This is a genomic window from Rhodospirillaceae bacterium (genome assembly GCA_016722635.1).
In the GTDB taxonomy this organism is placed as follows: Bacteria; Pseudomonadota; Alphaproteobacteria; order JAEUKQ01; family JAEUKQ01; genus JAEUKQ01.
This window is the reverse complement of the sequence record JADKIX010000011.1, coordinates 63,581-89,650: the sequence shown is the minus strand read 5'-3', so window position 1 is coordinate 89,650 and position 26,070 is coordinate 63,581. Positions and strand designations below refer to the sequence as shown.

Genomic DNA, 26,070 nt, shown 5'->3' with positions numbered 1-26,070 from the left:
ACAAAATTATGGGAGATATTTTAGCGTTTATTTCTTAGGGCAGGGAAAAGCGTCAGAAAGATAATCTTGAATTAGAAGGGCTGCTGCTAAATCCCTTTCTTTAGGATTATCATGCAGGCCTTTGACAATTATATCTTTCAATTGTGGTATCGTTACTTTAGAGCCTATATCAAATAAGATACAAGTTTTAGTTACAAAATTGTATGCTCCATTCGTATCAATAGCCCCTATAATATATCCCCAACACGTGGTTAATAAAAGCTCAGAACTTGAATTACACCAGGTGTATAAATCATGTCCTTTAATAAAGACAGATTGAGCTGATGCTTCCTTAAAAGATATAAAGAGCAAACATAAAATAAATGAAACTAATTTTGTCATAAACACTCTTATTGGGGACAGGGAAACTCATCTTTAATATATGCAAAAGCTAAACCTGCTGCAGACAAATCTCTATCTTTAGGATTGTCTTTTATTCCTTTGATAATCACGTCTAAACATTGTTGTCCGATAACATTTGGCATTTTTTCAAAACACACGCATTTCCCTTCCCAAAGATTCAATATGTCATTACTATCCAATATGCCCAAAATGTAAGCCTGACATAAATTTTTATCCCTTTCAGAATTACACCATTTATGTAAAGTATTCCCTGTAACAAATTGAGCAGAAGATAAATCAATATGAGCAAATATAAAAAGAGTTGATAAGGATAGAGAAATAAGAAGTTTTTTCATGGCTTTTATCTTACTTGGTTGGGCATGGATAAGCTGCGGACATATAATTAAATAACAAAAGCACTGCGCTTAAATGTCTATTTTTAGGATTTTCTTTCAATCCTTTGATAACAATATCCATTAATTGCCCATTTGTTGATTTTTCAGGTCTGTAATATAAATAGCAAGGACTTTTTTGCCAAAATTCCATTGCTTGCTTGGTTTCAATAACCCCTATTATATAAAAAGACAAGTCTCTTTTTCCTGCTGATTACCATCACAAAATTCTAATAATTCATTTCCTGTGATAGACTGTGCCAAGAGGGTTTTACAGCTGTGATTAAACAAAAGAAAATAAAAAAAATCAGTTTTTTCATTTTTAATACTTTGAAATATAAAGATTTTGAACGTCTATAAAACTATGAGGGGTTCATTTTTCTTGCTCAAATTCTTAAAAGTTAACCCCATTAATCATATAAATTTAAGGGGCTGGCATAGATGTTTAGGTTTTCTGACGCAGTTTTATCCAGTTTTTGAGTAAGGTCAACTGGATTTTTGGATTTGGATTATTGAAGCGCCGTTCGCCTTCTTTAAGGAAAAGATTGAAGTTTTGTTTAGGGATGCCATTGAACTTTTGCATGTGCCGCTTAGCTTGGTTCAGAAGTTTTCATTTGAAAGGCCAGTTTCAAGCCAGATCACGTCATCTGATTCAGTATAGGCCAATGTTAGCCTCATTTCATAATTACGCAGGGTAATTTTAGGGAAATAGTAAGATTTGCCAGAAGTTATTGATTTAAACGAATGGTTGTTTCCTAATATGCCGAAGCAGTGAAGCTTTTTTATATGAAGCGGGGTTTTTTCGTTAGGGAGAATTTCTACCGCATTTTCTTCCTCTACTTGGATTTCAAGGGTTTCTGAGAATTTAAAATGCTCTAAATTGAGAATAAGTTGATCCCAGTCTTGGTATATCTGATCTTTACGATCTTTAGCTGTTTCATTTTCATAAAGACGATCACTTTTTTCCATTGTTTAGTCATGGCACCAAATGTTTAGGATTATAATGGTTACAGGGCGGCGAAGGGTTACCTATTTTTTCTTTTATCAACCCATGCTTGCAAACGTACAATACCCATCCCTAACAATCCCATCATAAAGCATCCAATTCCTATCCATGCGCAGCCCTGTCCTAATATATAAAAATAGGTTTTGAGGAAAACAACGTGACGATAGCAAAGAAGCTGCCACCCACAATAAATAAACCTGCAATCTCCGTTCCATAAACTAGTAAAATCTCAAATAAATCAAAATTGGGCTTTTGAGGGGTTGCTGCTGCGGAAGTTAGCTTTCAAGATGTTGAATGCGTTCCTTTAATTGGCGATTCTCCCTAAATTTAATCTTTTCAACTTTTTATTCATTTAAAATATATGATCCTTAAGTATAGATCGATGTTTTAAATATGAAAAGCGAATATATAATGGCCTTAATAGCCAGGAACAATTCATTTATGGCATAGGTTATCATGTTAACAGCGTTTAAGCGGAATATTTTGTATCGGTATGGCGGGTTCCCAAAGCCCATTTATGGGATGGCTATAGCCGCCTTCCTTAGAAGTTCAGGAAGTGTAACCATGATGTTCATGACGCTTTACCTGACGCAAAAGCTTAATTTTCCCCTGACCAACGTTGGTTATTTGCTTTTATGGTTCGGGGTTGGATCCTTGACGGGTGCCTATGGCGGGGCAATCTTTGTCTCTAGGATCGGCCCCCGCCGGATGATGGACCTGGTGTTACTGGTGGGCAGCTTGCCGTTTTTTATCCTGGTGTTCGTGCGTGATCCCATCTTGATAGGCATGGTTATCTTTTATGGGTCTGTTCGATGGGGCGTACCGGCCCCACTTCAATAGCATTATCATGCATTTATGTTCGCCAACCGAACGGTCCCGCTCTTATTCGCTGTATCTGATAGGGATCAATGTGGGTTTTTCAGTTGCTGGTGCGGTGGGCGGATTGCTCGCCAACGTCAACTATCATTATATCTTCGTGGTTAATGGACTTTTGGTGGCAGCAGCCGGGTTGCTGATGCATCAGGCTATACCTGCAAGCATAAGCCTGAAGGAAAAACAAAATCACAACAAGGCGGTGGGTGAGGGCGGGGCCGCTGCAAACCCCTATAAGGATTTTGGGTTTATGCTGATCTGCATATCCGTCCTTTTAAGTTTTTTGGTATCTAATCAAATTGGTTCCACCTATTCGGTTTACCTGACGGATTTTTATCATATCAGCCCCTCCTCTACGGGCTGATGTTAACATTGTCTGGCCTGATGATCGTTGTCTTGCAGCTGCCCATGACGCAGCTGATGGAACGTTATCCAGGCGGGGCTATAGCCAGCTTGGGCACATTCCTGCTTTGTGCGGGTTTTGCCATATTGCCCTTTTCAACGGCCGGTTGGTTTGCTTTTTTCTCGGTCATCATATGGACGCTGGGCGAAATCATGTTGTATCCACCCGTGTTGGGATTGGTGATGGCGCGGGCGGAAAAAGGCAAGGCCGGTCATTATCTTGGGATTTATCATTCGTTATTTTCTCTTGTTCATTTCAGCGCTGCCCCGATTGGCACGGCCATTTATGGTATTTGGGGCGGGTCTGTGCTTTGGCATATATCCGGTGCGGTTGGCCTTGCTGCAACCATTTTCATGTGGATTGGCACGCGGTTGCGGGGATAATCGGGGATATAATGAATTAATTATTTGGGAATATAGGACAAAATTCCCGCAGGGAAGATTGATATGGAAACCTTTTTAACCTGTTCCGGGCATAAATTTTTGATACATAGCAAGACAAATCTTGACGGGGTTGGTGGCCGTGTTAGCATGAGGCTGGTCAGTTTCGTGGGATAAACAACAAAATAGGGAAATAGGCCGTTTGTGGCTTGTTACCCCTGCATCGTCATTTTGACGTAGTGAGGTTTTTGATGGATATTTTGAACGTTTCCCAACCCGCCGACAGCCGGGTGCAGGCGGATAGAAGCAAAATTGCGGCCCTGGCAACTCTTTCCTTGGGCGCCTTGTTCATTTTCATCATCGGGTTTTCCCACATCGATGTGCTGCATAACGCCGCCCATGATACCCGCCATGCGGCTGGTTTCCCCTGTCATTAGCCATGCAGAAAATCTTACTCACGGCGTTGATTGCCGGATGTTTGGCAGGTTTATTAGTCTTCGCCATCCAAAGTTTCAAATTAACCCCCCTGATTTTGCAAGCCGAAATATATGAAGAGGCGGATGCCGCCACGCCAGCAACCTCCCCTGAAACGGGGATCCAAGCCCATCAACATGCGGAAGACGCCTGGGAACCAGCCAATGGGTTTGAACGCAATGCGTACCGCTTGCTGGCCGATTTGGGGGTTGGCATTGGTTTTGCCTTGATCTTGATCAGCGCCTTTATCCTAAGGGGTGACCCGGTTGATGGCAAACGCGGGGTTTTATGGGGGCTGGCTGGCTTTGCCGTATTCTCCCTTGCTCCCGGTTTTGGTTTGCCGCCAGAGTTGCCCGCCACCTTGGCGGGTGGGTTAACCGCCCGCCAAATCTGGTGGTTGGCCACTGTGTTAGCCACGGCGTTTGGGTTATATGCCTTGATATTTGGCAAATCACCTATTTTTAAAGCCGCTGGCGTTGCTGTCCTGGCATTGCCGCATCTTATTGGCGCCCCTCAACCACCTTTGGGTGGGGTGGTGCCGACCGAACTGAATGCCCAATTCGCCGCTGCCTCACTTGCCACCATGGCCATATTCTGGGTGGTGTTGGGCGGGTTAAGCGGGTGGCTGTATGCAAAGCAGAGTGCCAACAATGGCAGGTTGATCGGTAAATTTTAATTAACAAACTTAAAATTTAGAACTTGAGCAACAATGTAGCATAAGCGGCCAATAGCTTCTTTATGCGCCTCTATTTTGACCCAAATATTCTGCTCCCCAATTCTTCATTGCGTGTAAAATCTGCTCCAAAGACCGTCCCAAAATTGTCAGGGAATATTCAACCTTGGGCGGCACTTCAGCATATACTTGGCGTTTAATAATGCCATCCCGCTCCAATTCCCGCAATTGGTTGGTCAACATGCGTTGGGTGATGCCCGAAATCGTTTTTTTCAATTCACCGAAACGCTGTGTTCCCGCCATCAGCCGGAACAGAATCACCGGTTTCCAACGTCCTCCAATCACGGAAAGAGTGGCTTCCACCGTACAGCCGAAAGGTTCATCATCAGATATTAGTTTCATTGGTTACCTTTTTGTATGTAGATAAATAAATAGTGTATACTTGATAATATAAAACCAAATGATATGTGTAAAGTAACAGAAATCAATCAAGGAGACATATTCATGTATACGGTCGCGATTCAATCATTCGGAGGAGCGGATGTTTTTAAGGAAATGCAATTGCCGGAACCCCTATTAAAGCCGGGACATATGTTGGTGACAGTGAAAGCCACCAGCGTCAACCCGGTTGATTGTAAAATTCGCAGCCGCGGGCCGCAAGAATTAGCGCCTGATTTTCCGGCCGTTTTGCATGGGGATTTTGCAGGCATCGTCACCAAAATCGGCAAGGGGGTCAAGGGTTTTAAAATCGGCGATGAAGTATATGGGTGTGCGGGTGGGTTAAAGGGATTAAATGGCGCTTTAGCGGATTTGATGTTGGTTGATTCGCTCCTAATCGCCCATAAGCCCCCATCACTTTCATTTGCCGAGGCGGCGGCTTTGCCTTTGGTCGGGTTAACCGCATGGGAGGGGTTATTTGACAAGGCCAAAATCCAAAAAGGCCAAACAATTTTGGTGCATGGGGCAACCGGCGGAGTTGGTCATATTGCCATCCAATTGGCCAAATGGGCAGGTGCTAAAGTTTACACGACGGTCTCCAGTAAAGAAAAGGCGGAAATCGCCCGCAATTTGGGGGCAAGCCAAGTGATCAATTACCGAGAAGAAACGGTCAGTTCTTATGTTCAGCGACTGACAAAGGGCCAGGGGTTCGACATTGTCTTTGACACGATTGGCGGAGCGAATATGGAAAAATCCTTTGCCGCCGCTGCCCATTACGGTCAGGTCATCGCTATCCAATCCAGTGGCCAGGCAGGCTACGATTTGAAAATGATGCAAGCAAAATCCTTAAGCCTGCATTTCGTTTTCATGCTATTGCCGATGCTGAGAAATATTGGCCGTGCCCATCATGGTGATATTTTAACCCAATTGGCCGGTTTGGTTGAGCAGGGGCAGGTGCGCCCCTTAATCGATCACGTCCGTTTCACATTTGCACAAATAGGCGCCGCCCATGAATATCTGGAATCCGGCAAGGCTGTGGGTAAAGTGGTCGTGACGCGGCAGTGATAGGGCGATGAATAGGGGATGGTGGATCATTAAGAGAAAGGACAATTCCTTGGTAAAATTAAAGCGAGGATAGGGGTTGCCGATCTTTTGAAGCCATTATCCTGTTGTAAATAAATCGCAATTGTTACCTCACGCCAGGAGTAGTCTTTTTTTTAAGATCTTTCAGGAAAATTTCTTGCGGCCCAGGCCTTTCACGTAAAGCTTGGGTTAAACCAGCACATGGAAATTTCATTTTCAAACTGGCCGTTGCTGAGATGGAACTTCTTGAAAGCCTGGCCTTCCACCACAAAGCCTGTTTTTTGATACAATGCAATCGCCGGGTGGTTGCTTGCAAAAACCGATAATTCCACCCGCAAGATATCCAGGTGTGCCGTGCGCACATTTTCCAGCAAGGTTTTTAACAATAGCGTTCCCAGCCCTTGCCCTTGAAATTCGGGATCAACCACAATGATTAAATCACCGAACACATGGTTCAGGAAAGCCGGTTTTTGCCGCCAGCAATGGATCTCGGCAATCAACTGCCTGGGAAGATCGGGGTGCGCAATTACCAATTGCCGCCCATCTTGTGCCGCTTGATCAAACAAGCGGGTGATGAAGGCCAGGGAAATATCCCGCTCCCGCGCGGCAATGCTTAACCCGCCATAACCGCCTTGCCGCACCACTTTGCGGTAGAGGGGAAGGAGCTGGGGGATATCTACTTGTAAAGCGGGCCTAACCGTGAACATCGGGTTTTTCCTAACAGCAATATGCCTCTTTGTATTTGACCGTTGCTTTTTAGCATGGATCAAGCAAAAACAAAAGGGACTGGGAGGACGAAGAATTTTATAGCATTATCCCCTGCAATTTTTTATAGTGATGAAAGAAATCGAAATATGCCAAACCAGATCGTTTGGCTAACCGGAGGGAAAGATGAGCCGTCTTCGCCACCACCGCGAAAAACACGTTGTAGGCCGGATCAGATGGTTGCGGGCAGCTGTGCTGGGGGCCAATGACGGCCTTATTTCGACGGCTAGCCTGATTTTGGGCGTTGCCGCGGCCTCCGCTAGCCCGGCCGATATTTTGCTGGCCGGAACCGCAGGGTTGGTGGCCGGAGCCATGTCCATGGCTGCCGGGGAATATGTATCTGTCTGTTCGCAGGCCGATGCTGAACAGGCAGATTTGGCACGCGAGCGGCAGGAACTGCACGACAATATCGGCCTGGAACTTGAGGAATTAACCCAAAGTTACGTCAAACGCGGGGTCGAGCTAAAGCTGGCGCGCCAGGTGGCTGAACAATTGATGGAGAAGGATGCGTTGCTAGCGCATGCCCGTGATGAATTGGGCATTACCGAAATCACCAACGCTCGCCCGGTGCAGGCGGCTTGGACTTCTGCCGTTTCGTTTTCAGTGGGAGCGGCCTTACCCTTGTTGGTGATCGTATTATCCCCCGCCCGTTTGCTTATACCCGGTATCGTGGTGTCTTCTTTATTTTTTATGGCCCTATTGGGGCTGGCAGGCGCCAAAACGGGGGGCGCTAAAATAAGGGCACCCATCCTGCGGGTTACCTTTTGGGGGGCGTTGGCCATGGCGACTACCGCCGGTATCGGGCATATTTTTGGCATAGTTGTGGGATAAGCACACTCACTCGTTGGGGGAGAAGGGGGGAAGCTTGATCACCAATTGGTAGGTAAAAGCGCGTGATCTTAATCCCAAGCAATGATTTTAGGGCTTTAATCCCCACCTAAAAATGAAGGTAAAGGAACTGATCATGACCAATTTTTCCTTATCTTACTCCTTATCTTACTCGGGGCAATGGCTTAACCGTGCCCACCAAATCCGGCAAAACCCGCAATGGGTTAAGGAAGTTCAGGATAAGCAGGACAGTTTGTTTATCCCGCTATGGCACAATCAATGTTTTTTGGCTTTGCCCGCCGATGCGCCCATCATCTTATCCCAAGAAAGGTTCCACCAGTTAAGCTTGGGAAGCGAGGCATTCTTCTTAGGCCTTGATCAGGAACAGGCGGTTTTTGCGGTTGACCTTTCCGCCATCCCCCAAGCGGTTGCGCTGCAATTGCTGCAGGCTTCCATGGTTATAGAAATACGCGCTTTGCTTGGAAAATTCACGGCCAAGGATGGTGATGTCCTGGCTTACGCTCGTGGCCTGCTATATTGGCATCGCCGCCAGCAATTCTGCGGGGTGTGCGGCCAAAAAACCATCAGTAAAAATGGCGGCCATTTTCGTGCTTGTGTCCATCAAAATTGTAGCACGTTATTTTTTCCGCAAATTGCCCCGGCGGTGATTATGCTGGTGGAATTGCCGGGCAATCCTGTGCGTTGTTTGCTGGCTCGCCATCAGGGGTCGGCGGAGGGACGGTATTCAACCTTGGCTGGGTTTGTTGATATTGGCGAAAGTTTGGAAAATGCGGTCAAGCGGGAAGTGATGGAGGAAGCAGGGTTGGTCGTGACGCAAGTGACCTATCAGGCATCGCAAGCCTGGCCTTTTCCGTCGGGATTAATGGTGGGGTTCCGGGCGCAAGCGGCCTCAAGCGCTTTCGTTTTGGACAAAGAGGAATTAGTTGAGGCCGCGTTGGTTTACCGTGGCCGAGCTTCAACAACGGTTGCAAAACCAGGGCAGTGGGCATCTTCCCTTTAGCTCCGATTCCATTGAAAAATTTCTGGTTGAAAACTGGGTCAATGATCATTCTTAATCCAGCCCCGTTTGCCCGGGGAATAAAAGATTGATCTGATTCTGATCACTTGGCTGAATAGGTAGGGGATGCATGGGTTAGCACCGGTTATTTTTAGATCTTCCACAGTCAATTTCTGGCTGTTTAAAGCCAGAAAACCGTTTGCACCCCGCAGGTCAACTCTAAGGTGGAGGCCATGCTTGAGGAACTGCTGGCCCCGTTACTTTCTTGTCCTTATCAAATAAGCGGATATAGCCGTTCATGCTGATGGATATACCGCCTGGGATAAATATCTCCAGCCCTGCCGTTGTTCCATAAAAATTGTTGTGGTTCTTCGCATGATCGCTCTCCTACCTTGGTGTTTTTAATAATGTTGCGTTACGCGGTGGGTGAAGGTTACTGCTGTTTTAACTTGACTAGCGCTTTCACCATCCTTTTGGGTGAGGCATTATTATTAGCAAGATAAGGTTAATGACTGATTAACGGATATTGGTTTGATGATTGAGGCGAATGGGCAGATTTGGCTATTCAACCCTCTTAAGAAAAACAGAAAAAACTTTTAGCAATAAAAAATGGTCTGCGCCGCCCGTTGAAACAGCTTGCAAGTTAATTCCTCAAATGATGATCGACGCTATACCAGAAGGATTAAGCTCAAGAATAATTGGCCATTGCCTTTTCCAATGATGTTTCAGGGTTTGCCCCGCCAATGAGGGCCATTATTTTTTCTTATGTAGGCCCCTATTTTTTTTGGTAAGGCGGGTCATAGAGTGCCGATGGTCATTGTGTTTAGTTGACAAGCGAGGATCAAAAAACGTGAAGTTTATGGAAAAACATCAGGTCAAATTGGTTGCTGAGGAATAGGGCTTGTATCCGCACGATCTTCACACAGATAGCAAAAAAGGAACATGACATGAGACAATTTTATAACCGATTATTACAAGGTGGGTGTGTACTGGCTTTAACAGTAGGTGTCATGGGGTCAGCCCATGCACAATCAGGGTCATTGGGTGTTGGGGCAACGAAAATAACGGGTGGCGGCGGCTTCGGCATGGATGCCAAAGCTTGGATACCGTTCGGCGGTTTTGGTGCTTATCTGGATGGTGGGTTCCAAGATCACAATCCCTTTGCGGATGTGGGCGTTGGTGCCCGCTTTATGCTGGGCAATAGTTTTGGTATGGGCAGTTTGCTAACCTTTGGCATGCAAAAAGGCGAAAGCAATAAAATGTTTTATGCTGTAAAGCCAACCTTGGAAATTGGGTTAGGTGGGTTCACCCTCAGCAGCACTTTACAAATCCCGGTGGGCAAAAAAGAACGGAGTGTTAAAAACTCTGGCGCGGCCGAAGGAGAATTCCGCGACCAACCCGGTAGTACGGAATGTAGCAACCCCACCAATACGACAACCAAGATTTGCAATCTGTGGCTGGTTGGTCAGGAAAAAAGCACCGAGCAAAATCGCTTCGGGGTTAATTTGAATGCCCAATATGAATTGAATTTAGGCAGCTTTAGCATCACCCCCAATGCTGGCATCTATGTCTATGACCGTCAGGGCAAAAACCTGGTTGGGGTCCATGGCGGTGTGAAATTTGGCCTTGGCTTTGGCAATGGCTTAGCTATTGAGGCTGGGGTTAATGTCCGTCACCACAACAAAAGCAACCAATATGCAGACAACCGGCGCACCCAGGCCGTGTTTACGGCTGGTCTAACCTGGCATTTTGGCGGCGATTTGGCTGGTGCTTCCGAAAGCTTTGTTAACCGCGCCCCTGTGCGCACCGTGTTTGATCGCGGTCTCCGCACCCAGGAAAAACGGGGCAATTCTTTTGCCGAACGTGCTGGCTTGAAAGCTAGCAATACCAATGCCCCCCTTGATGCGGTTGAGTTTGTGGATAGCGGCGTTATGAACCCCTACAATAAAATTGGCAGTTTGGGGACAAACCGGATGATTATTGTCCAAGGTGGCATTGACATTGCTTTTGGCAATAATACTGCCACGATTGCTCAAGATAATGTTTTTGTGGTGGGTGGCGGATCAACGTTGGAACTGGTTACTTTAAATGGGCATACCGGTACCTTTACTGCCCCAGGCATACGCCCCAATATTACCGCTGGCAATGTCACTGCTGTTTTTAAAACGGATAACAACCGCAACAATGTGCTTTTTAAAGGCTTCGATATCAACGGCAACGGTGTGAATACCACACGTGCTTTCCATATCATCAATAATTCTAACTATATCAAGATCGATGATGTATCGGTGGCAAATGTAACCCGGCATGCTGTCCAAATTGAAAATAAGTCAGACAATAATAGCATTAATAATCTGCGGGTCAGTAATGTTGGGGAGATCAACCGCGGTGTCATCGAGGTCAATGACAGTCAGAGTGCTCTTATAACCAATATAACCCTAGATAAATTACGTACGGGTAGTATTGGCATATGGTTGACAAACAATGCGGATCATACCATCGTGCGCGGTTTTGATATTAATGATGACGATAACAATTATCAATCGGGTATCAGGATGGATAACAATGTCGATGACGTGGAGATTTCGTATGGATCAATCCGTAACTTTGCCGCCAACGGTATTGTGATCGATGGCGATAGCAGTGATGATAACGAATTGCGGAATCTGACCATCCAAACATCCGCTGCTACTAATGGTCACGGTATCCTTATTAGTAATGGTGCAGATGCCGTTACCCTTACCAATATCAGCGTTACCGGCAGTGGGGTGGCTACTTTCCGCGCCCTGCAAGTGAATAATAATTCGACCAACATCCGCATTGGTAATTTCCATGCCGAAAATTGGGAAGTTGGCTTTGGGTTAACCGGTGCTGCTACCACCGTTGTTGATTTAGATGGCAATAGCTTCACCGCAGTTGGCGGGCAAACAGCTTGCGATGCTGTCGATGTGATGGGTGGTATTAACGTCACTGTTACCAACACCGGTATGGTACCGCTCTGCCGTTAATTACCATATCTTTATAACCGGAAAAGGGGGGAAGGCAACTTCCCCCCCTTTTTTATGGGTAGAAAACATTTACAACCAGTAAGCATAGCACACAAGCCCTGGAAAAATCATCTTTTACTCCAGCCCATAGCGGAAATGTCCTTGGATCGGGTAATTGAAAAGTATGTCTTCTATTTGGGGGCCTAAGCCAATATTATGGATGATCAAGGGGCGCTTGCCATCTGCCGTTTTCAAAGTGCTGACAATGCCGATATGGGGAAGGGGTACCCGCCAACTGACAATATCGCCCGCTTTATAATCAGAGGGATTGGCGGAAATGGATAAAATTTTACCGTGCCGCGCAAAAAATTTTTCCAAATTGGGGACGCGGCGATGGTCGATATTGGTATCCGGCTTTTTTAGCCCCCATAAATTAGGATAAAGGGAGAAATTAGCTTCCATATCTTCATGGACCAGCTTTTGCAAATCAATGCCGATTTGGCGGTATGCACGGACAACCACGTCGCTGCAAACCCCGTAATTCGCTGGCACGTCACCTAAAGGGTAAGCAATGGCTCGGTAACTTGAATCATAGATAACCGGTTGTAAGGTTTGGCTAAGTGCTGCATTCACCAATTGGGTCGACAAAGGCAAACGGGGCTGGGCCGCGGTAGGCAAAGGGGCTACCAAAACAAAAAATAATAAAATAATGCGGCCCATCGGAAAATTTTTCCTTTCTTCAAAATTTATGAGAGAAAAATCCTTCTAAAGGAGAAGAATATCAGCTGATTATGGCAGGATTATGGCGAATAACAAAAAATAATTGGTATATATGTATATATATTGTCAGGATATAATTCTTCCCGTATAAAATCCAAAGAAAAGGCAAATAAATTCTTTAATAAAGTATGTCAGGTCAATGATTTCTCCTTGTATTAAAGTTTGTAAGCTGGATGATAGTCGTGACTATTGTGTGGGTTGTGGCCGTACCCTGCAAGAGATTAGGGCTTGGCCAACCATGACCGACCCGCAACGCTTGGCTATTATGCAACGGCTCGCACTTGCCAAGTTTGGTGTATAATTTTTCATAAGGAATCCTCATGAATACCTTGTCTTCTCCCCATCGGCCGCAAGATGCGGTTGATATCGTCCAGCAGCGCCGTCCAGGATTTGTACCTCAGATCGGGCTCATCCTAGGTTCAGGAATAGGGGGGCTGGCTGATCAAGTCGAACAGCCGACTTTTATTGATTATCAAGAATTGCCAGGATTTCCCCAGCCGAAAGTGCAAGGCCATCGCGGCAGATTGGTGTTGGGAATATTAGGGGGTAAGACCGTTGCTTGTTTGCAAGGACGGGTGCATTTCTATGAAGGCAATGTGCAAAATTATCTAAGGCAAATGGTGCGGTCGTTGCAATTAATGGGGTGCCAAGTTTTGATGGTCACCAATGCTGCCGGTTCTTTAAAGCCCAATATGCCAGCTGGCAGCCTGATGATGATGACGGATCATATCAATTTTAGCTTACCCAACCCTTTATGTGGGGCTAATGATGAAACCATTGGGCCGCGCTTTATCGGAATGGATCAGGCCTACGATAGTTCTTTACAACAAAATATGCGGCAGGCGGCGGCTAAGGCGAACATCCTCCTGCATGAAGGGGTGTATTTAGGATGCCTAGGCCCCAGTTTTGAAACGCCTGCGGAGATTCGGGCTTTTTCAAGGTTAGGGGCAGATGCGGTCGGCATGTCCACCATTCCCGAAGTTATCTTAGCGCGCCATTGCGGATTGCAAGTTGCCGGTGTTTCTTTAATTACCAATTTAGCGGCAGGGATGGGCCAGGAACTTTTAACCCATGAACATACCCTGCAGCAGGCGGCAAAAAGCAGTGCGAAATTGCAGGAATTAGTAGTTGAATTTTTACGTCTAAGTAAATTATAAGAACCGCCCTCGACAAAAGACCCTATAGAATCCCTTATAGAATGTTGATATGATCCCTTTTTTATCCCTGCGGTTATCCGGTTTTTATGTAATCTTCTTTATCGTGGGAGGGATTTCATTGCCGTTTTGGCCGGTATGGTTGGCATCGAAAGGCTTGGATAAGAATCAAATCGGCTTAGCCTTAGCAATCCCGGCTTGGATACGCGTGGCAGGCAGCCTTTTTTGGGTTCGGATGGCATCATATTATCCTTCTTATCGGTTGTTATTGGCTACGCTCGCGGTTTTATCCCTTTTATCATACGGATTGTTTGGGCTGGTCAGCAATGTTTGGTGGATTATGGCGGTCAGCGCCTTATGCGCTTTTTTCTTTACACCCATTTCTCCTTTTTCCGATCATTTAACCCTTCATTACGCTAGATCGCATTCTTTGGATTATGGCCGCATCCGATTGTGGGGTTCCTTGTCTTTTATGATGACGGCTATCTGTAGTGGGTGGGCATTAAAAGGTCAGGACCCGGATTTTATTTTATATGCGATTTGGTTGGCTTTAGCAGCGCTAATCGGGATGTCGCTGATTGTGCCTTCGCCCCTTCAATTTTCTATCCAGAAATCCCGAGGATCAGCATGGGAAATGCTAAAAACCAAGGGATTTGTATTGTTTTTGCTAACCACCAGCTTACTGCAAGGAAGCCATGCGGTTTTATATGTCTGTGGAACATTGCATTGGCAATCAAAAGGGTTATCAGATAATATGATCGGTTTTCTTTGGGCCGAGGGGGTGATGGCTGAAATTTTTATTTTTGCCTGCGGCAAAGTGATTTTTAAATATATAACACCTTTACAAGCCTTCAAGATAGCGGCACTTGCGGTGATGGTGCGGTGGGTGGTTTATAGCATGACCGCAGACCTTATCTATTTAGTGCCTTTGCAAATTTTTCATGGCCTTACTTTTGGTCTTAGCCACCTGGCTGCTATGCGTTTCTTGACCCGCTATATCCCAACATCTTTAGCCATGAGCGGGCAGGCTATGTATGCGGGCGTTAGCACCGGCTTGATGATGGGGATTGCTTTACTGGCGGCAGGATGGCTATATAAATTATGGTTTGACGATGCTTTCCTGCTAATGGCGGTCATGGGGATGATTGCTTTAGCTATGTTATTCTTGCTGCAACAACGCCTTATCACCAAAACGTCCGACAATCTTATCATCAAGGAATAAATCATGCAGAAAGCCAAAAATTCACCCTTCAACAATTTTGCGGTATTGGATCACCCGTTGATCCAGCATAAATTGACTATTATGCGGGACCGTCACACCCCCACCATCCAGTTTCGCCAATTATTACGGGAAATAACTTTACTGATGGGATATGAAATTACCCGCTCCTTGCCGATGATGGATATCCCCATTGAAACACCTTTAATGACCATGCAGGCACCAACAATTGCGGGAAAGAAAATTGCTGTAGTGCCGATTCTACGGGCAGGATTGGTCATGGCTGATGCCTTGCTCGAATTAATTCCCTCTGCCCGTATCGGGCACATCGGTTTATACCGGGATCCGAAATCTCATCTGCCGGTTGAATATTATGTAAAACTTCCCGAAACCGATGGCCGCTTATTCATTGTGGTAGACCCGATGTTGGCAACAGGCAATTCCGCTGCAGCTGCCGTTGATCTTTTAAACAAACACGGCGTTAAAGATCAGCAAATTCGCTTCCTGGCCTTAGTGGTGGCCCCGGAAGGAATGGCGGTTTTTCACAAAAAACATCCGCATGTACCAGTCTATGCAGCCGCTTTAGATCAGGGTTTAAATGATAAAGCCTATATATTTCCAGGATTGGGGGATGCTGGCGATCGATTATTCGGCACGAAGTAATGGGGATGAGGCCGTGGTTTTATAAGGAGATAAAGAATTTTTGATAAAATTATAACCAATCGCTATTTTGTTTTATTGACTTAAGGGCCATCACCCTTTATACGCTTAGGGTTCAAATAGGTGGTTGCTGGTGTGATACCGCAACCTTTTAATCAGGAGTAAAGAAAGTGAAGCGGACATTTCAACCGAGTGAGTTAGTTCGTAAACGCCGCCATGGGTTCCGTGCGCGCATGGAAACAGTTAGCGGCCGAAAGATTTTATCCGCACGTCGCGCTAAAGGCCGGAAGCGGTTGTCAGCATAAGCACCTGTCAATGAAGTTGCCGCGTTTGAAAAAACGGAAAGACTTTGTTCAAATTGCCCAAAAGGGCAAGCGTCATGTGACGGATGCTTTTATTTTACAATATCTTTGGAAAATACAACCTCCAGCAGCTGATTTGGCGGGGTTACCCGCCAAGGAAACGGGTGCGCTAGGAGATTGGCGGATAGGGTTTACCGTGACAAAGAAAATCGGTTCAGCCGTAATTAGGAATAGGGTGCGCCGCCGTTTGCGGGCGGCGGCAGATTTGATGATGCCAAAATATGGCCATGCGGGAATTGATTATGTCATGATTGCCAGGGATCAAGCAAAATTTTTGTCCTTTATAAAAATGGCGGCAGACCTTAAAAAGGTTTTAGGATTTATTCAACCCTGATGGTTTTATGCAAAAGATATTTTCTTATTTGATGATAGGGCTAATCAAGGGATATCAATATGTGATTAGCCCTATATTACCTAAATCCTGCCGATTTTTGCCAACTTGTTCGGAATATGGATTGGAAGCGTTAAAACAGCATGGCTTGATCAAAGGCGTTTGGTTAACAAGCAGACGGCTATGCCGTTGCCATCCTTGGGGTGCTTCTGGTTATGATCCTGTGCCGCTTAAGGAAAAGTTACAATCAAGTGGCATCATTAGCGGCGATAGGGATAGAATGTAAGTGAGACAATTTTTACAACGGATGGCGATAGGTATTTGTGGATGAAGTGGGATTAAAAGATGGAACAAAAAAATGTAATTTGGGCAATAGGCCTTTCCTTAGTGATTTTATTAGGGTTCCAATATTTCTATGAAATTCCAAAGAACCGTGAAAATGCTAGGATCAATTCGGAGCTGCAACAACAGGTTGGTGTGCAAAATCAGGTGCAACAGCCTGAAAACACATCAACAAAAATTCAATTTGCCACACGCAACGAAGCCTTGGAAAAAAGCGGCCCCAGAATTCCTGTCCTATCCCCCCGCTTAAGCGGTTCTATTGCTTTGATAGGGGCAAGATTTGATGATTTGACCTTGACCCAATACCGGGAAAATGTGGGTGTTGGCAGCCAAAACATTGATTTGTTGCAACCAGTGGGCACTCCAGATAGTTATTTCGTTGAATTTGGTTGGATTTCAGGGAATTCATTAACTATAACTCTGCCAAAAGCTGATACCCTGTGGCAAACCAGTGACGATAAATTAGAGCCTGGTAAACCTTTGCGTTTGCATTGGGATAACGGACAAGGACAGCGTTTTCAGCTCATTTTTACGTTAGATGAAAATTATATGGTCCATGTGGAACAACAGGTCGACAATACATCTGAAACATCGATCCAATTGTTTCCCTACAGCCGAATTGTCCGCGCAGGAACACCGCAAATTGGCGGCTATTTTATTTTGCATGAAGGCTTAATCGGGGTTGCCAATGATGAACTAAAAGAAATTGATTATAGTGAAGTTCAGGAAGCCAAGAAATTTGCTTTTGATAGCCGTGGGGGATGGAGCGGGTTCACGGATAAATATTGGCTGGTTGCGCTGATCCCCTTACAACAAGATCAAGTGAAATCTGGCTATTCCTATTTGCCGTCAAAAAACGGCCAAGCCGAGCTTTATCAAGTGGATTATCTTTTGCCTGCCGTAACGGGTAACGCGAACGGGCAAACACGTTCCGAAATTAATTTGTTTGCCGGCGCTAAAGAAGTAGAGCAATTGGATAAATATGCAGATAAAATGGGCATTCCCTTATTTGACCGGGCAGTTGATTTTGGGTGGTTTTATTTTTTAACCAAACCGATTTTTTTGGTCTTGAAAACGTTATATGATTGGATTGGTAATTTCGGGGTGGCGATTTTATTGTTAACTGTTTTTATTAAATTGTTGTTGTACCCGTTAGCTAATAAATCATATCGCTCGATGGCTAAGATGAAGTTAGTGGGTCCCGAAATGGCTAAATTGCGGGAACGTTATGGCAGTGATCGGCAAAAACTAAACCAAGAGATGATCGCGCTTTATAAGCGGGAGAAACTTAATCCGGCCGCCGGTTGTTTGCCAATCTTAATTCAGATTCCTATTTTCTTCTCATTATACAAGGTCTTGTTTGTCACGATTGAAATGCGCCATGCACCATTTTTTGGGTGGATACAAGATTTATCGGCGCCAGACCCTACGTCAATCCTGAATTTGTTTGGGTTATTGCCGTGGGTTGTTCAGGCAGGCAGCTTTGGATCTTTCTTAAATATTGGTATTTGGCCCATTTTGATGGGGCTTAGCATGTATTTCCAACAGCGCCTAAATCCGGCGCCACCCGATCCCATACAAGCAAAAATATTTAAATTTTTGCCGATTTTATTTACCTTTATGTTGGCCCATTTTGCCGCCGGTTTAGTCATCTATTGGACATGGAACAATCTACTATCCATTTTACAGCAACGGCTAATTACCAGAAATGTGGTGAAAGCGCCTGCCAAAAAATATAATAAAAGCAGTTGATATGTTGATCAAACAGGTTGGAGTTTAAACTATGTCTAGCACTCTTCGCTGGGCAGATGATCCGAAATGGCAAGTGGCGGGGAAGAAACTTTTCTCTCGCAGTTCTTTTGTCAGAAGTTGTGTGGATGTCAAGGATTTACCGGTGAATTCCTTACCAGAAATTGCTTTTGCTGGCCGCTCAAACGTTGGGAAATCCAGTATTATTAACGCTTTGACAAACAATAAAACCTTAGCTCGGGTTTCTGCCATGCCCGGTCGCACCCAACAACTGAACTATTTTCAAATTGCCGATCAATTTTATCTGGTGGATATGCCGGGATATGGATATGCCCAGGCAGGCAGGCGCGAAGTAATGGGGTGGCAGAATTTGATGAAGGCCTATTTACGGGGACGCCATTCCCTGTTAAGACTGTTCCTATTAATTGATTCAAGACATGGCCTTAAAAAATTAGACGAAGATTTTATGAAATTTTTAGATAGTGCCGCTTTATCTTACCAGATCGTTCTCACCAAGATAGATAAACTAAACTTGGGTGAGCAGAAAGCAATCCAGGAGAAGATGGCGCCAGAAATTGCCTCTTATCAGGCGGCACATCCAGAAATTTTGACCACCAGTGCGTCCGATAATATCGGGATACAATCCTTACAGGCGGAAATAGCTGCCCTTATAGCCAGATCACCCACCAAATCAGGGTATTAAAGATTATGCAAACCAATTTCACTGAAACGAAATATTGGCTCAGGACAGCCAGGACAATTTCAGAGGCGCTGCCCTATATGAGGCGGTATTCTGGCAAAAGCTTCGTCATAAAGTATGGTGGCCATGCGATGACCGAGCCAGCGCTCGCGAATATTTTCGCCAGCGATATTGTTCTTTTAAAACAGGTGGGGATTAATCCTGTGGTGGTGCACGGGGGTGGGCCACAAATTGGCAATATGCTGGAAAAGCTCAATATCAAAAGCCAATTTATCGATGGGTTAAGGGTAACGGATCAAGCATCCATTGAAATTGTGGAAATGGTATTATCCGGCACCATCAATAAACATATTGTGGCCGCCATTAATGCTGCAGGTGGTAGTGCGGTTGGTTTAAGCGGCCGGGATGCCCACTTGATCCGAGCAAAGAAACTAACGTCACCAAAAGGTGATCTGGGGCTCGTGGGCGAGCCGACCAATGTGGATCCCCATGTGTTATCGACCTTGGAAGCAGCTGGCGTTATACCGGTGGTAGCGCCGGTTGGAACAGGCTCTAATGGGGAAATTCTGAATATCAACGCGGATACAGCCGCGGGTGCGATTGCCGGTGCTGTGCGCGCCGCACGTTTGCTGATGTTAACCGATGTGCCGGGGGTTCTTAGCAAAAATGGCAGCCTGATTGAAAATCTTTCGGTGCATGAAGTGCGGGAATTAATTCAAGATGGTACCATCCACGGGGGCATGATCCCAAAATTGGAAACTTGTATTCAGGCCATTGAACAAGGGGTAGAAGCTGCCGTTGTTCTAGATGGCAGGGTACCGCATGCGTTGCTGCTGGAAATTTTTACGCCGCGGGGACTTGGAACCTTAATTACAAAAAAGAAAAATTAACAAGGCCGTTGGGGCAAGCCATGGACATGGATCAATTCCCGAAGGAATTTTCAGATTGTCTTACAGACTATGGCTTGCAATTATTATACCAAAGGCAACCTAGGGACAAGCTGCCAATTTCATCTTTCCTGGCCATTGCCGGTGCTATTCGGACTGATTTCTGTGAGCGGGCATACCAATTATTGAACAAAAGCTTAAGGCCCCATTTGGAGTTGTTGGAGCGGCCGATCCCAGATTTTACCATCTGGAATATGGTATCGAACTATAAAGAACGCTTGCCGAAAGTGGTGCGGATGCAAACTGCCTACTTGGATTCCATCCAACATATAACATACCGGATTGCAAAAGAAATCGGATTGCTAGAATTCTTAAGTTCTTCAAGTTACCAGCAATTTGTCCGCCAAATAACCGGTCATAGATTTCGTAAAAAACCCGGTCATCAGGTATTATGTTACGAGGAGGGCGATTATATAGGCCCTCATAATGACCATCATCCAGAAGATCCAGAGGCTGCAGCGGGATATTTGGATTGCCATATTTCCTTGGTTGGGACAGGAGTGAGCCATCAATGGTTAATCTACGAAAAAAATGGCCACTTCAGCCAAAGCCAGCCGGTGCATGAAACGGGGTTGATCACACTGTATCATTTGCCTTTTTGGCATTATACTACCCCCCTGGTTGTGAACGTAAGGGCAAAGGCAGCAGAAAAAAGAAGATGGGTGTTGTTAGGCACATTCCTTTTTGATCGCCGGGGTGGTAAAACGGCTAAACAAGGGCAGCCTCTTCAAACCATTAGTTCGTAGTATAAACCAGTTGTTTACCGTTATTGGGGGATTGAAAACAACCAATCATGACATCACAATTTTGGGTCGTCGGTGGGGAATATGAAGATATGGATTTTTTGCGGTTGGCAAAAAATGCCCCCGAGCAAAAATATGGGCCGTTTGCAAATTATGCGGATGCTTTAAAGGAATGGCAACGCTTGGCTTGGCAGACGGTTGATCAAGCACTGATGCGTTTTTATATCCAGGAAATATCTGAAACCAAAAAATATTGGGTGGTGGGCGGGGAATATCGGGATGCCAGTTTTACCGAACTGGCAGGCCAGCAAGAACAATATGGCCCTTTTGCCGATTACCAAATGGCCCATCTAGAATGGGCAAAATTTGCCTGGCTTTCGGTTGACAAAGCCTTATCCCGCTATTGGATTGTCGAAGAAAGCAAAAATCTGACTTCATAACCACCCAGCGGAACTACCAAAATTTACTGCCTATGATCAGCAGGAAAATTGCCAGTCCAATCCAGCGATGAAAACGAAAGGCCCGTAAACAGGAAAGCGGATGATGGGTGTTAACACCCCAAATATTTCCGCCTAATAAACCCGCAAGAACGATAAAACCTGCGACCACCATCCAGGCTAAATCAGAAGAAGGGGGATTGCTTACATAAAGCGCACTCCCCAAAAGGCCCATTAAAAGAAAAGCAAAAAAGCCTAAAATAATTTTACTGTGTTGGCCGAAAAGCCGGGCAGTGGATTTAACGCCGATCAGGGCGTCATCTTCCCTATCCTGCTGGGCGTAAATCGTGTCATAAATGATAGTCCAGCTAATGCCTGCTCCATATAAAAGGCACGTGGATATCTCCAAATTTTTACGAATGGTGGCATATCCCACTAAAATCCCAATATTAAACGTTAATCCTAAAAAAGCTTGCGGCCACCAGGTAAAGCGTTTCATATAGGGATAAAGCAATACCAAAACTACCGATGACACAGCAATCACGATGGCGAGGGGGGATAGCCAATATAGAGTCAAAGCCCCTAGAAACAATTGGATCAACAAAAAATAAAAGGCATCTTTGGTGTTAAGGGTTTTTGCAGCGAGGGGACGGAATGCGGTTCTTGCGACTTGCCTATCAATATTGCGGTCTATATAATCATTGTAGGTGCAGCCAGCGCCGCGCAGGAAAAAAGCGCCCCAAGCAAACACGATCAAAAGAATAGGGTCGGGCCAGGTGAGAGGCGGTGTAGCTAAGGCAATGCCCCACCAACAGGGCAGCATCAACAGGATGACGCCAATTGGTTTTTCTAAACGGGCTAAAGAAATATAAGCCTGTAGGTTTTTGATCAATTTTTAATACCTTATGACGATTTATTCACCATAAATGCCCAAGCAAAAATATAAAAATAGAAGGGGCTGTACGAGATAAAGTTAAGATTTGATCCAGTTAAGCAGAGGTTTGATCTGCTGTCTGGATGAACCGTAGTTAAACCTAAACTCACATTCCTTCAGAAACAAGGGGAAGTTTTTGCAGGGGATGCCATTGTGTTTTCGCAAGATGGGCTTGGCCCTGGTTCCAGAAGTTTTCAATGCCATTGATATGATTGTGACCATCAACAAAGTCAAGGGAATGATTGATGCGAAAATGTCTGAACCCTCCAGGCCTTATAGGAACATACCCCTACAACACTTCAGGTTGATCTTGTTCACCATAATGGTTTTCAGTACCTTCGCCCGACATATAGCGCCCCCGCTTAAGCAGGCCGAAGATGGCACCTTGCCAGCAGCGCCACGGCCACGTTTACCCTTCCTACCCCCCCCGAAGTCACTCTCGTCCATTTTAATCTCACCATCAAACGGCACGTCATCTGCAATATTCTCAGCAATAACCTCACGTAACTTATGGTAAAAAAGAGCAGTTGTATTTGGATGTACTCCAATCACGTCCGCAGCTGAAGGCCCCGTCACTGCCATTACAAAATATTCAATCAGTTTCCTCCGTTGATTTAACCTTATACGACAATGTCTTAGTCCCATATTTCTATCCTAGATATTTCTTTTATCTCGTACAGCTCCAATATTTTTGTGATCACATCTTCACCTGTATATGAATCCAACAAAACCAGTCCTTGATATCCCAACCGCAGGCCGAATGGCATATCGCCGCCACCATTACGCCCCCATTGTTCACCTGGGTTCCTACATTCCCTTGACTTTGTTGATGGTCACAATCATATCAATGGCATTGAGAATTTCTGAAACCAGGCCAAGCGGATCTTGCGAAAATACCTCTGTATACCCCGCAAAAACTTCCCCTTGTTTCTGAAGACCCTTGTTTCTGAAGGAGTGTGAATTTAGGTTCAACTATGGTTCACCCAGACAGCAGATCAAACCTCTGCTTAACTGGATCAAACCTTAACTTTATCTACTACAGCTCCATGGTAAAAGATGTCAGTGAAAAAATTCAAGCACTACTGATGAATAATTTCTCATAAAAAAGAAAAGGATATAAAGATGATAAAAAGATATTTTAAAGAACCGCGCGAATTGCTTTTTGGTATTAAAAAATATATCAAAAAGACAGCTATCGTCATGGATATAGGATGTGGTATTAAGCCACAAACATACTTTAGCCCTAAATGTCACATTATGGTCGAACCATTTAAGGAATATGTTGATATCCTGCACTATCGTTTTCAAAAGATGGATAATGTTCTGATTATTCAGGAAATGGCCAATAAAGTTCTGCCCACTTTTACAAACAGAAGCATTGATACGATTTTTCTATTAGATGTCATCGAGCATTTGGAAAAGAAAGATGGCATGGCGCTGCTAAAAGAAATGGAGCGCGTAGCAAAAAAGCAGATCATCATTTTTACGCCGCTTGGATATATGCCCCAAGAATATGAAAAGCATGAAACGGATGCGTGGGGGCTGTCTGGCACAGAATTACAAGAACATAAATCCGGTTGGGAACCAAAAGATTTTGACGGCATCAAAGGAAACTGGAGTTTTTTAATTTGTGAAAACTTTCATGGAAAAGATGCTAAAGGCAATCCGCTTGAAAAACCGTTTGGAGCTTTCTTTGCCATTAACAATATATCGCCCTTTAAAATTGAAACGCCAAAAAAGCTGTCTATTTTTAAAAGGCATAATAGGATTGAAAAGAAACGCGGATTTATCTATCGGATAGTAAAGAACACAAAAAGTGTTGTGAAATATTATATCAAGGGAAAATAAATTAGAAAAAACGCCTTTATATCCACTCATTTCTATTATTATGCTCAGCTATAATGCCAGCGCTTTTATTTAGGGGGGTATTTTATCTGTTTTATCTCAAACGTATCATAATGGGTAACTTTTGATTGCGGATGATGGATCAACGGATAATAATCTTTCAATTATTCAAAAAAAGATAAGCGGATCAAACTTGTACCTCATGTACCATCAAAAAATGCTGTAAACGCAGGGAATTTTGCTATAAAGACAGCGAGGGGCGACCATATTACTTTCTTGGACAGCGACGATATCTATCATGAAGATCGACTGAAGTCACAGGTTGTAACTACTCTACTCTCCCTAATTAGGTAAAATACCCCCTATATTTTTGAGAATATGGGCATTCTATAACCGAAATGGGATGCTTGCCAATCCAGAGACATTTTTAACGGAAAATGATCCTTGCTAAAGTTTTGAAGTATTTCTTCGACAATGTTGGGGTTTCCATCAGTTTTTTAAAGGCGTGCCATCTGGCCGTAAAAGAACGATTTTTTTTGCTATAACGGTTAATAATACCTAAAATCTTCCGATTCCTGTTCCTAAATGCTTCTTTCTTTCTTTTTAAAATATCTGCGGGGAGGTTGCTTCGTTGAAAAAATTCTTTCACGAGCAGTTTATGTTGGTCAACTGCTTCAAGTGACATATTAAATGTCAATGTTCCCGTATGATTTCGCCATGTTGCAATATTATGCGGGATACGGGCAAATTTTCCGTAAAAGGCCAGATTCCACCAAGCTACTAAATCCGATATAAAAACAAAGCGGGAATCGCGTAAATTGTGGATATTAGGTAAGGCAGATTTCCTGATAACTGCCCCCGGACCAGGATAGCAGTGATGCGATATAATCATTTCTGTCATATCACCTTCGCGAACTTGCTTGGTCTTTAATATTTTGCCTTGTTCATCAATCATATCCCAATCGGGATAACCAACAATCACCTCCTGATTCTTATCCATAAAATTTACCAAAGTTTTTAAAAAGCTGGGTTTTACTGGGTCATCGGAATTCACAATAACAACCAACGGACTCTTGGCCATTTGCCAGCCGCGATTAACGGTAGCCGATTCCCCTTTATTATCATGATAAAAATACTGAACCCTGGGATCTTTTAAATAGGGTTTTACCACTTCTTGGGTATGATCTTGAGAGCCATCATCAATAATCAGATATTCAAAATCCTCAAAATCTTGCGATAAAATATTATTGATGGTTTCGCGCAATAAATGGGCGCGATTATAACTGGGAGTTATAATGGTAATTTTAGGCATTGGAGAGTACTCCTTTTATTTTTTTAAATGCTTTTTTAGGCAATTTTACAAAGAGCCTATGTATTGTATATTGCCATCGAATTAAAAATTCTGCCTTTTCTGGCTTCATGGGAAAATTAAAATAGCTATTTATAGTTGGCAATGAGCCCTTTCTTACGCAAGCGGATACATTAATTATGGGAAAATTCAAATAGTTATTTATAGTTGGTAATTTGCCCTTTCCTACAATCCCTGCTGCAGAGGAATTGTTGTGCGTGATTCCTTCCAAATCCTCATAAAAAAACTCTTTGTCCTCCTTGAAATTATTAAAGTCATTTTCCGAAATATTGAGTAGTAAATGATGGGGGTTACGAGGTTTTTCTTTATAGGGAACACCTAACATAGCTCTTTTCGTATAATGGGCATTGTGGGCGGTCATATTAATTCCATTAGGGATGTGTTCCAATACACCTCGACTGACAATGTAATCAAATTGATTTTCTTGTAAAAATTTTTCTGTTTCTTGGTGAATTATGTAACGAATATTGGTTTTATTGTATTTGCGAATCGCATATTCATAACATTCTTTAGCAACATCAATGCCAACAATTTCAACATTTGGAATTTGAGACAGTAAGTAGCACCCATAGCCTGTACCAAAACCTATGTCCAAAATTCTAATTTTTTTGTGGATATCACGGCATACGCCGTTCTTTATATCTTGCTTGATAATTGCTCTAAAAAAATCATAGGTAGCACGGTGTCTGATTAATTCTTGTAAATTATGTGTCCTGCCAGGGATTAATCGCTCACCATCGTTATATAATTCTTGAATGATTTCCTTGTTGCTTTTCTTCATCCTGTACCTCTTGGCA

34 protein-coding genes and 2 pseudogenes are annotated in these 26,070 nt (G+C 44.2%); 24 read left to right on the top strand and 12 right to left on the bottom strand.

Features of this window, described 5'->3' with window-relative positions; translation table 11 throughout:
• Nucleotides 1–27 precede the first annotated feature (27 nt).
• The 5 genes from IPP67_07800 to IPP67_07780 all read right to left on the bottom strand — a co-directional run bounded on the left by IPP67_07800 (nucleotide 28) and on the right by IPP67_07780 (nucleotide 1,742).
• Complete coding sequence (locus tag IPP67_07800) at nucleotides 28–381, bottom strand: hypothetical protein (GenBank protein MBL0339043.1); 354 nt, start codon at nucleotides 379–381, stop codon at nucleotides 28–30.
• Nucleotides 382–389: 8 nt separating this feature from the next.
• Nucleotides 390–737, bottom strand: coding sequence for a hypothetical protein (locus IPP67_07795; GenBank protein ID MBL0339042.1), 348 nt, complete (start codon nucleotides 735–737; stop codon nucleotides 390–392).
• A 10-nt stretch (nucleotides 738–747) separates the two neighbouring features.
• Complete coding sequence (locus IPP67_07790; protein MBL0339041.1) at nucleotides 748–969, bottom strand: hypothetical protein; 222 nt, start codon at nucleotides 967–969, stop codon at nucleotides 748–750.
• A 249-nt stretch (nucleotides 970–1,218) separates the two neighbouring features.
• On the bottom strand, nucleotides 1,219–1,356 hold the full coding sequence (locus IPP67_07785) for a hypothetical protein (GenBank protein MBL0339040.1): 138 nt from the start codon (nucleotides 1,354–1,356) through the stop codon (nucleotides 1,219–1,221).
• A gap of 17 nt (nucleotides 1,357–1,373) precedes the next feature.
• Nucleotides 1,374–1,742 carry a hypothetical protein gene (locus IPP67_07780; GenBank protein ID MBL0339039.1) on the bottom strand — a complete coding sequence of 123 codons (369 nt, stop codon included), beginning with the start codon at nucleotides 1,740–1,742 and terminating at the stop codon, nucleotides 1,374–1,376.
• Between the two features lie 493 nt (nucleotides 1,743–2,235).
• Between IPP67_07780 and IPP67_07775 the strand changes: the two genes are divergently transcribed.
• The 5 genes from IPP67_07775 to IPP67_07755 all read left to right on the top strand — a co-directional run bounded on the left by IPP67_07775 (nucleotide 2,236) and on the right by IPP67_07755 (nucleotide 4,585).
• Nucleotides 2,236–2,619 carry a hypothetical protein gene (locus IPP67_07775; protein MBL0339038.1) on the top strand — a complete coding sequence of 128 codons (384 nt, stop codon included), beginning with the start codon at nucleotides 2,236–2,238 and terminating at the stop codon, nucleotides 2,617–2,619.
• On the top strand, nucleotides 2,579–3,016 hold the full coding sequence (locus IPP67_07770; protein MBL0339037.1) for an MFS transporter: 438 nt from the start codon (nucleotides 2,579–2,581) through the stop codon (nucleotides 3,014–3,016). Before IPP67_07775 ends, IPP67_07770 begins: the two co-directional genes overlap by 41 nt.
• Nucleotides 3,016–3,438, top strand: coding sequence for an MFS transporter (locus IPP67_07765; protein ID MBL0339036.1), 423 nt, complete (start codon nucleotides 3,016–3,018; stop codon nucleotides 3,436–3,438). The genes IPP67_07770 and IPP67_07765 overlap by 1 nt, the downstream gene beginning before the upstream one ends.
• Before the next feature lie 248 nt (nucleotides 3,439–3,686).
• Nucleotides 3,687–3,872, top strand: coding sequence for a CbtB-domain containing protein (locus tag IPP67_07760; GenBank protein MBL0339035.1), 186 nt, complete (start codon nucleotides 3,687–3,689; stop codon nucleotides 3,870–3,872).
• Between the two features lie 2 nt (nucleotides 3,873–3,874).
• Entirely contained in the window at nucleotides 3,875–4,585 is a 711-nt protein-coding gene (locus tag IPP67_07755) for a CbtA family protein (protein MBL0339034.1), read from the top strand.
• A gap of 60 nt (nucleotides 4,586–4,645) precedes the next feature.
• On the opposite strand, the gene IPP67_07750 is transcribed toward IPP67_07755, so the two are convergent.
• On the bottom strand, nucleotides 4,646–4,984 hold the full coding sequence (locus tag IPP67_07750; GenBank protein ID MBL0339033.1) for a helix-turn-helix transcriptional regulator: 339 nt from the start codon (nucleotides 4,982–4,984) through the stop codon (nucleotides 4,646–4,648).
• 102 nt (nucleotides 4,985–5,086) lie between these two features.
• Here IPP67_07750 and IPP67_07745 point away from each other — a divergent pair, with 102 nt between their 5' ends.
• Complete coding sequence (locus IPP67_07745; protein MBL0339032.1) at nucleotides 5,087–6,085, top strand: zinc-dependent alcohol dehydrogenase family protein; 999 nt, start codon at nucleotides 5,087–5,089, stop codon at nucleotides 6,083–6,085.
• 191 nt (nucleotides 6,086–6,276) lie between these two features.
• On the opposite strand, the gene IPP67_07740 is transcribed toward IPP67_07745, so the two are convergent.
• The gene (locus IPP67_07740) at nucleotides 6,277–6,810 is read right to left on the bottom strand and encodes a GNAT family N-acetyltransferase (GenBank protein MBL0339031.1); all 534 of its coding nucleotides are present in this window, start codon (nucleotides 6,808–6,810) and stop codon (nucleotides 6,277–6,279) included.
• Nucleotides 6,811–6,994: 184 nt separating this feature from the next.
• Between IPP67_07740 and IPP67_07735 the strand changes: the two genes are divergently transcribed.
• The 3 genes from IPP67_07735 (at nucleotide 6,995) to IPP67_07725 (ending at nucleotide 11,722) form a co-directional block, all read left to right on the top strand.
• Nucleotides 6,995–7,699 (top strand): VIT family protein, encoded by a 705-nt coding sequence (locus IPP67_07735; protein ID MBL0339030.1) that lies wholly within the window; start codon nucleotides 6,995–6,997, stop codon nucleotides 7,697–7,699.
• Between the two features lie 133 nt (nucleotides 7,700–7,832).
• Nucleotides 7,833–8,717 carry an NAD(+) diphosphatase gene (gene nudC, locus IPP67_07730; GenBank protein ID MBL0339029.1) on the top strand — a complete coding sequence of 295 codons (885 nt, stop codon included), beginning with the start codon at nucleotides 7,833–7,835 and terminating at the stop codon, nucleotides 8,715–8,717.
• A gap of 944 nt (nucleotides 8,718–9,661) precedes the next feature.
• Nucleotides 9,662–11,722 carry a right-handed parallel beta-helix repeat-containing protein gene (locus IPP67_07725; protein ID MBL0339028.1) on the top strand — a complete coding sequence of 687 codons (2,061 nt, stop codon included), beginning with the start codon at nucleotides 9,662–9,664 and terminating at the stop codon, nucleotides 11,720–11,722.
• 114 nt (nucleotides 11,723–11,836) lie between these two features.
• On the opposite strand, the gene IPP67_07720 is transcribed toward IPP67_07725, so the two are convergent.
• On the bottom strand, nucleotides 11,837–12,421 hold the full coding sequence (locus IPP67_07720; protein MBL0339027.1) for a DUF1287 domain-containing protein: 585 nt from the start codon (nucleotides 12,419–12,421) through the stop codon (nucleotides 11,837–11,839).
• Nucleotides 12,422–12,620: 199 nt separating this feature from the next.
• On the opposite strand from IPP67_07720, the gene IPP67_07715 reads away from it, so the two are divergent.
• The 12 genes from IPP67_07715 to IPP67_07660 all read left to right on the top strand — a co-directional run bounded on the left by IPP67_07715 (nucleotide 12,621) and on the right by IPP67_07660 (nucleotide 21,128).
• A complete protein-coding gene (locus IPP67_07715) occupies nucleotides 12,621–12,782 on the top strand; it encodes a DUF1289 domain-containing protein (GenBank protein ID MBL0339026.1) in 162 nt (53 codons plus the stop codon).
• A 19-nt stretch (nucleotides 12,783–12,801) separates the two neighbouring features.
• Nucleotides 12,802–13,638: a purine-nucleoside phosphorylase gene (locus tag IPP67_07710; protein MBL0339025.1), complete on the top strand. Its 837-nt coding sequence runs from the start codon at nucleotides 12,802–12,804 to the stop codon at nucleotides 13,636–13,638.
• Nucleotides 13,639–13,687: 49 nt separating this feature from the next.
• A complete protein-coding gene (locus IPP67_07705) occupies nucleotides 13,688–14,857 on the top strand; it encodes an MFS transporter (protein MBL0339024.1) in 1,170 nt (389 codons plus the stop codon).
• Nucleotides 14,858–14,860: 3 nt separating this feature from the next.
• A complete protein-coding gene (gene upp, locus IPP67_07700) occupies nucleotides 14,861–15,517 on the top strand; it encodes a uracil phosphoribosyltransferase (GenBank protein ID MBL0339023.1) in 657 nt (218 codons plus the stop codon).
• Between the two features lie 167 nt (nucleotides 15,518–15,684).
• Nucleotides 15,685–15,819: a 50S ribosomal protein L34 gene (rpmH, locus tag IPP67_07695; protein MBL0339022.1), complete on the top strand. Its 135-nt coding sequence runs from the start codon at nucleotides 15,685–15,687 to the stop codon at nucleotides 15,817–15,819.
• A gap of 25 nt (nucleotides 15,820–15,844) precedes the next feature.
• Nucleotides 15,845–16,210 (top strand): ribonuclease P protein component, encoded by a 366-nt coding sequence (gene rnpA / locus IPP67_07690; protein MBL0339021.1) that lies wholly within the window; start codon nucleotides 15,845–15,847, stop codon nucleotides 16,208–16,210.
• Between the two features lie 7 nt (nucleotides 16,211–16,217).
• Nucleotides 16,218–16,493: a membrane protein insertion efficiency factor YidD gene (gene yidD / locus IPP67_07685; protein MBL0339020.1), complete on the top strand. Its 276-nt coding sequence runs from the start codon at nucleotides 16,218–16,220 to the stop codon at nucleotides 16,491–16,493.
• A 59-nt stretch (nucleotides 16,494–16,552) separates the two neighbouring features.
• Complete coding sequence (yidC, locus tag IPP67_07680; GenBank protein ID MBL0339019.1) at nucleotides 16,553–18,301, top strand: membrane protein insertase YidC; 1,749 nt, start codon at nucleotides 16,553–16,555, stop codon at nucleotides 18,299–18,301.
• A 31-nt stretch (nucleotides 18,302–18,332) separates the two neighbouring features.
• Nucleotides 18,333–19,001 carry a YihA family ribosome biogenesis GTP-binding protein gene (locus IPP67_07675; protein ID MBL0339018.1) on the top strand — a complete coding sequence of 223 codons (669 nt, stop codon included), beginning with the start codon at nucleotides 18,333–18,335 and terminating at the stop codon, nucleotides 18,999–19,001.
• A 5-nt stretch (nucleotides 19,002–19,006) separates the two neighbouring features.
• Nucleotides 19,007–19,888 carry an acetylglutamate kinase gene (gene argB / locus IPP67_07670; protein ID MBL0339017.1) on the top strand — a complete coding sequence of 294 codons (882 nt, stop codon included), beginning with the start codon at nucleotides 19,007–19,009 and terminating at the stop codon, nucleotides 19,886–19,888.
• Between the two features lie 20 nt (nucleotides 19,889–19,908).
• Nucleotides 19,909–20,691 carry a hypothetical protein gene (locus IPP67_07665; GenBank protein ID MBL0339016.1) on the top strand — a complete coding sequence of 261 codons (783 nt, stop codon included), beginning with the start codon at nucleotides 19,909–19,911 and terminating at the stop codon, nucleotides 20,689–20,691.
• A gap of 47 nt (nucleotides 20,692–20,738) precedes the next feature.
• The gene (locus IPP67_07660; GenBank protein MBL0339015.1) at nucleotides 20,739–21,128 is read left to right on the top strand and encodes a DUF4170 domain-containing protein; all 390 of its coding nucleotides are present in this window, start codon (nucleotides 20,739–20,741) and stop codon (nucleotides 21,126–21,128) included.
• Between the two features lie 13 nt (nucleotides 21,129–21,141).
• Here IPP67_07660 and IPP67_07655 read toward each other — a convergent pair whose 3' ends face one another.
• Together IPP67_07655 and IPP67_07650 are read right to left on the bottom strand one after the other, a co-directional pair.
• Nucleotides 21,142–22,017 (bottom strand): 4-hydroxybenzoate octaprenyltransferase, encoded by an 876-nt coding sequence (locus tag IPP67_07655; protein MBL0339014.1) that lies wholly within the window; start codon nucleotides 22,015–22,017, stop codon nucleotides 21,142–21,144.
• 81 nt (nucleotides 22,018–22,098) lie between these two features.
• Nucleotides 22,099–22,704 (bottom strand): annotated as a pseudogene (locus IPP67_07650) (transposase).
• Nucleotides 22,705–22,896: 192 nt separating this feature from the next.
• Between IPP67_07650 and IPP67_07645 the strand changes: the two are divergent.
• From IPP67_07645 to IPP67_07635, 3 genes and pseudogenes are all read left to right on the top strand, one after another.
• A pseudogene (locus IPP67_07645) lies at nucleotides 22,897–23,086 on the top strand (IS1595 family transposase).
• 95 nt (nucleotides 23,087–23,181) lie between these two features.
• Complete coding sequence (locus tag IPP67_07640; protein ID MBL0339013.1) at nucleotides 23,182–23,907, top strand: class I SAM-dependent methyltransferase; 726 nt, start codon at nucleotides 23,182–23,184, stop codon at nucleotides 23,905–23,907.
• Between the two features lie 183 nt (nucleotides 23,908–24,090).
• A complete protein-coding gene (locus IPP67_07635) occupies nucleotides 24,091–24,258 on the top strand; it encodes a glycosyltransferase (GenBank protein ID MBL0339012.1) in 168 nt (55 codons plus the stop codon).
• A gap of 73 nt (nucleotides 24,259–24,331) precedes the next feature.
• Here IPP67_07635 and IPP67_07630 read toward each other — a convergent pair whose 3' ends face one another.
• Nucleotides 24,332–25,216, bottom strand: a complete 885-nt coding sequence (locus IPP67_07630) for a glycosyltransferase family 2 protein (GenBank protein ID MBL0339011.1) — start codon at nucleotides 25,214–25,216, stop codon at nucleotides 24,332–24,334.
• Complete coding sequence (locus IPP67_07625) at nucleotides 25,209–26,054, bottom strand: class I SAM-dependent methyltransferase (GenBank protein ID MBL0339010.1); 846 nt, start codon at nucleotides 26,052–26,054, stop codon at nucleotides 25,209–25,211. The genes IPP67_07630 and IPP67_07625 overlap by 8 nt, the downstream gene beginning before the upstream one ends.
• Between the last annotated feature and the right edge of the window lie 16 nt (nucleotides 26,055–26,070).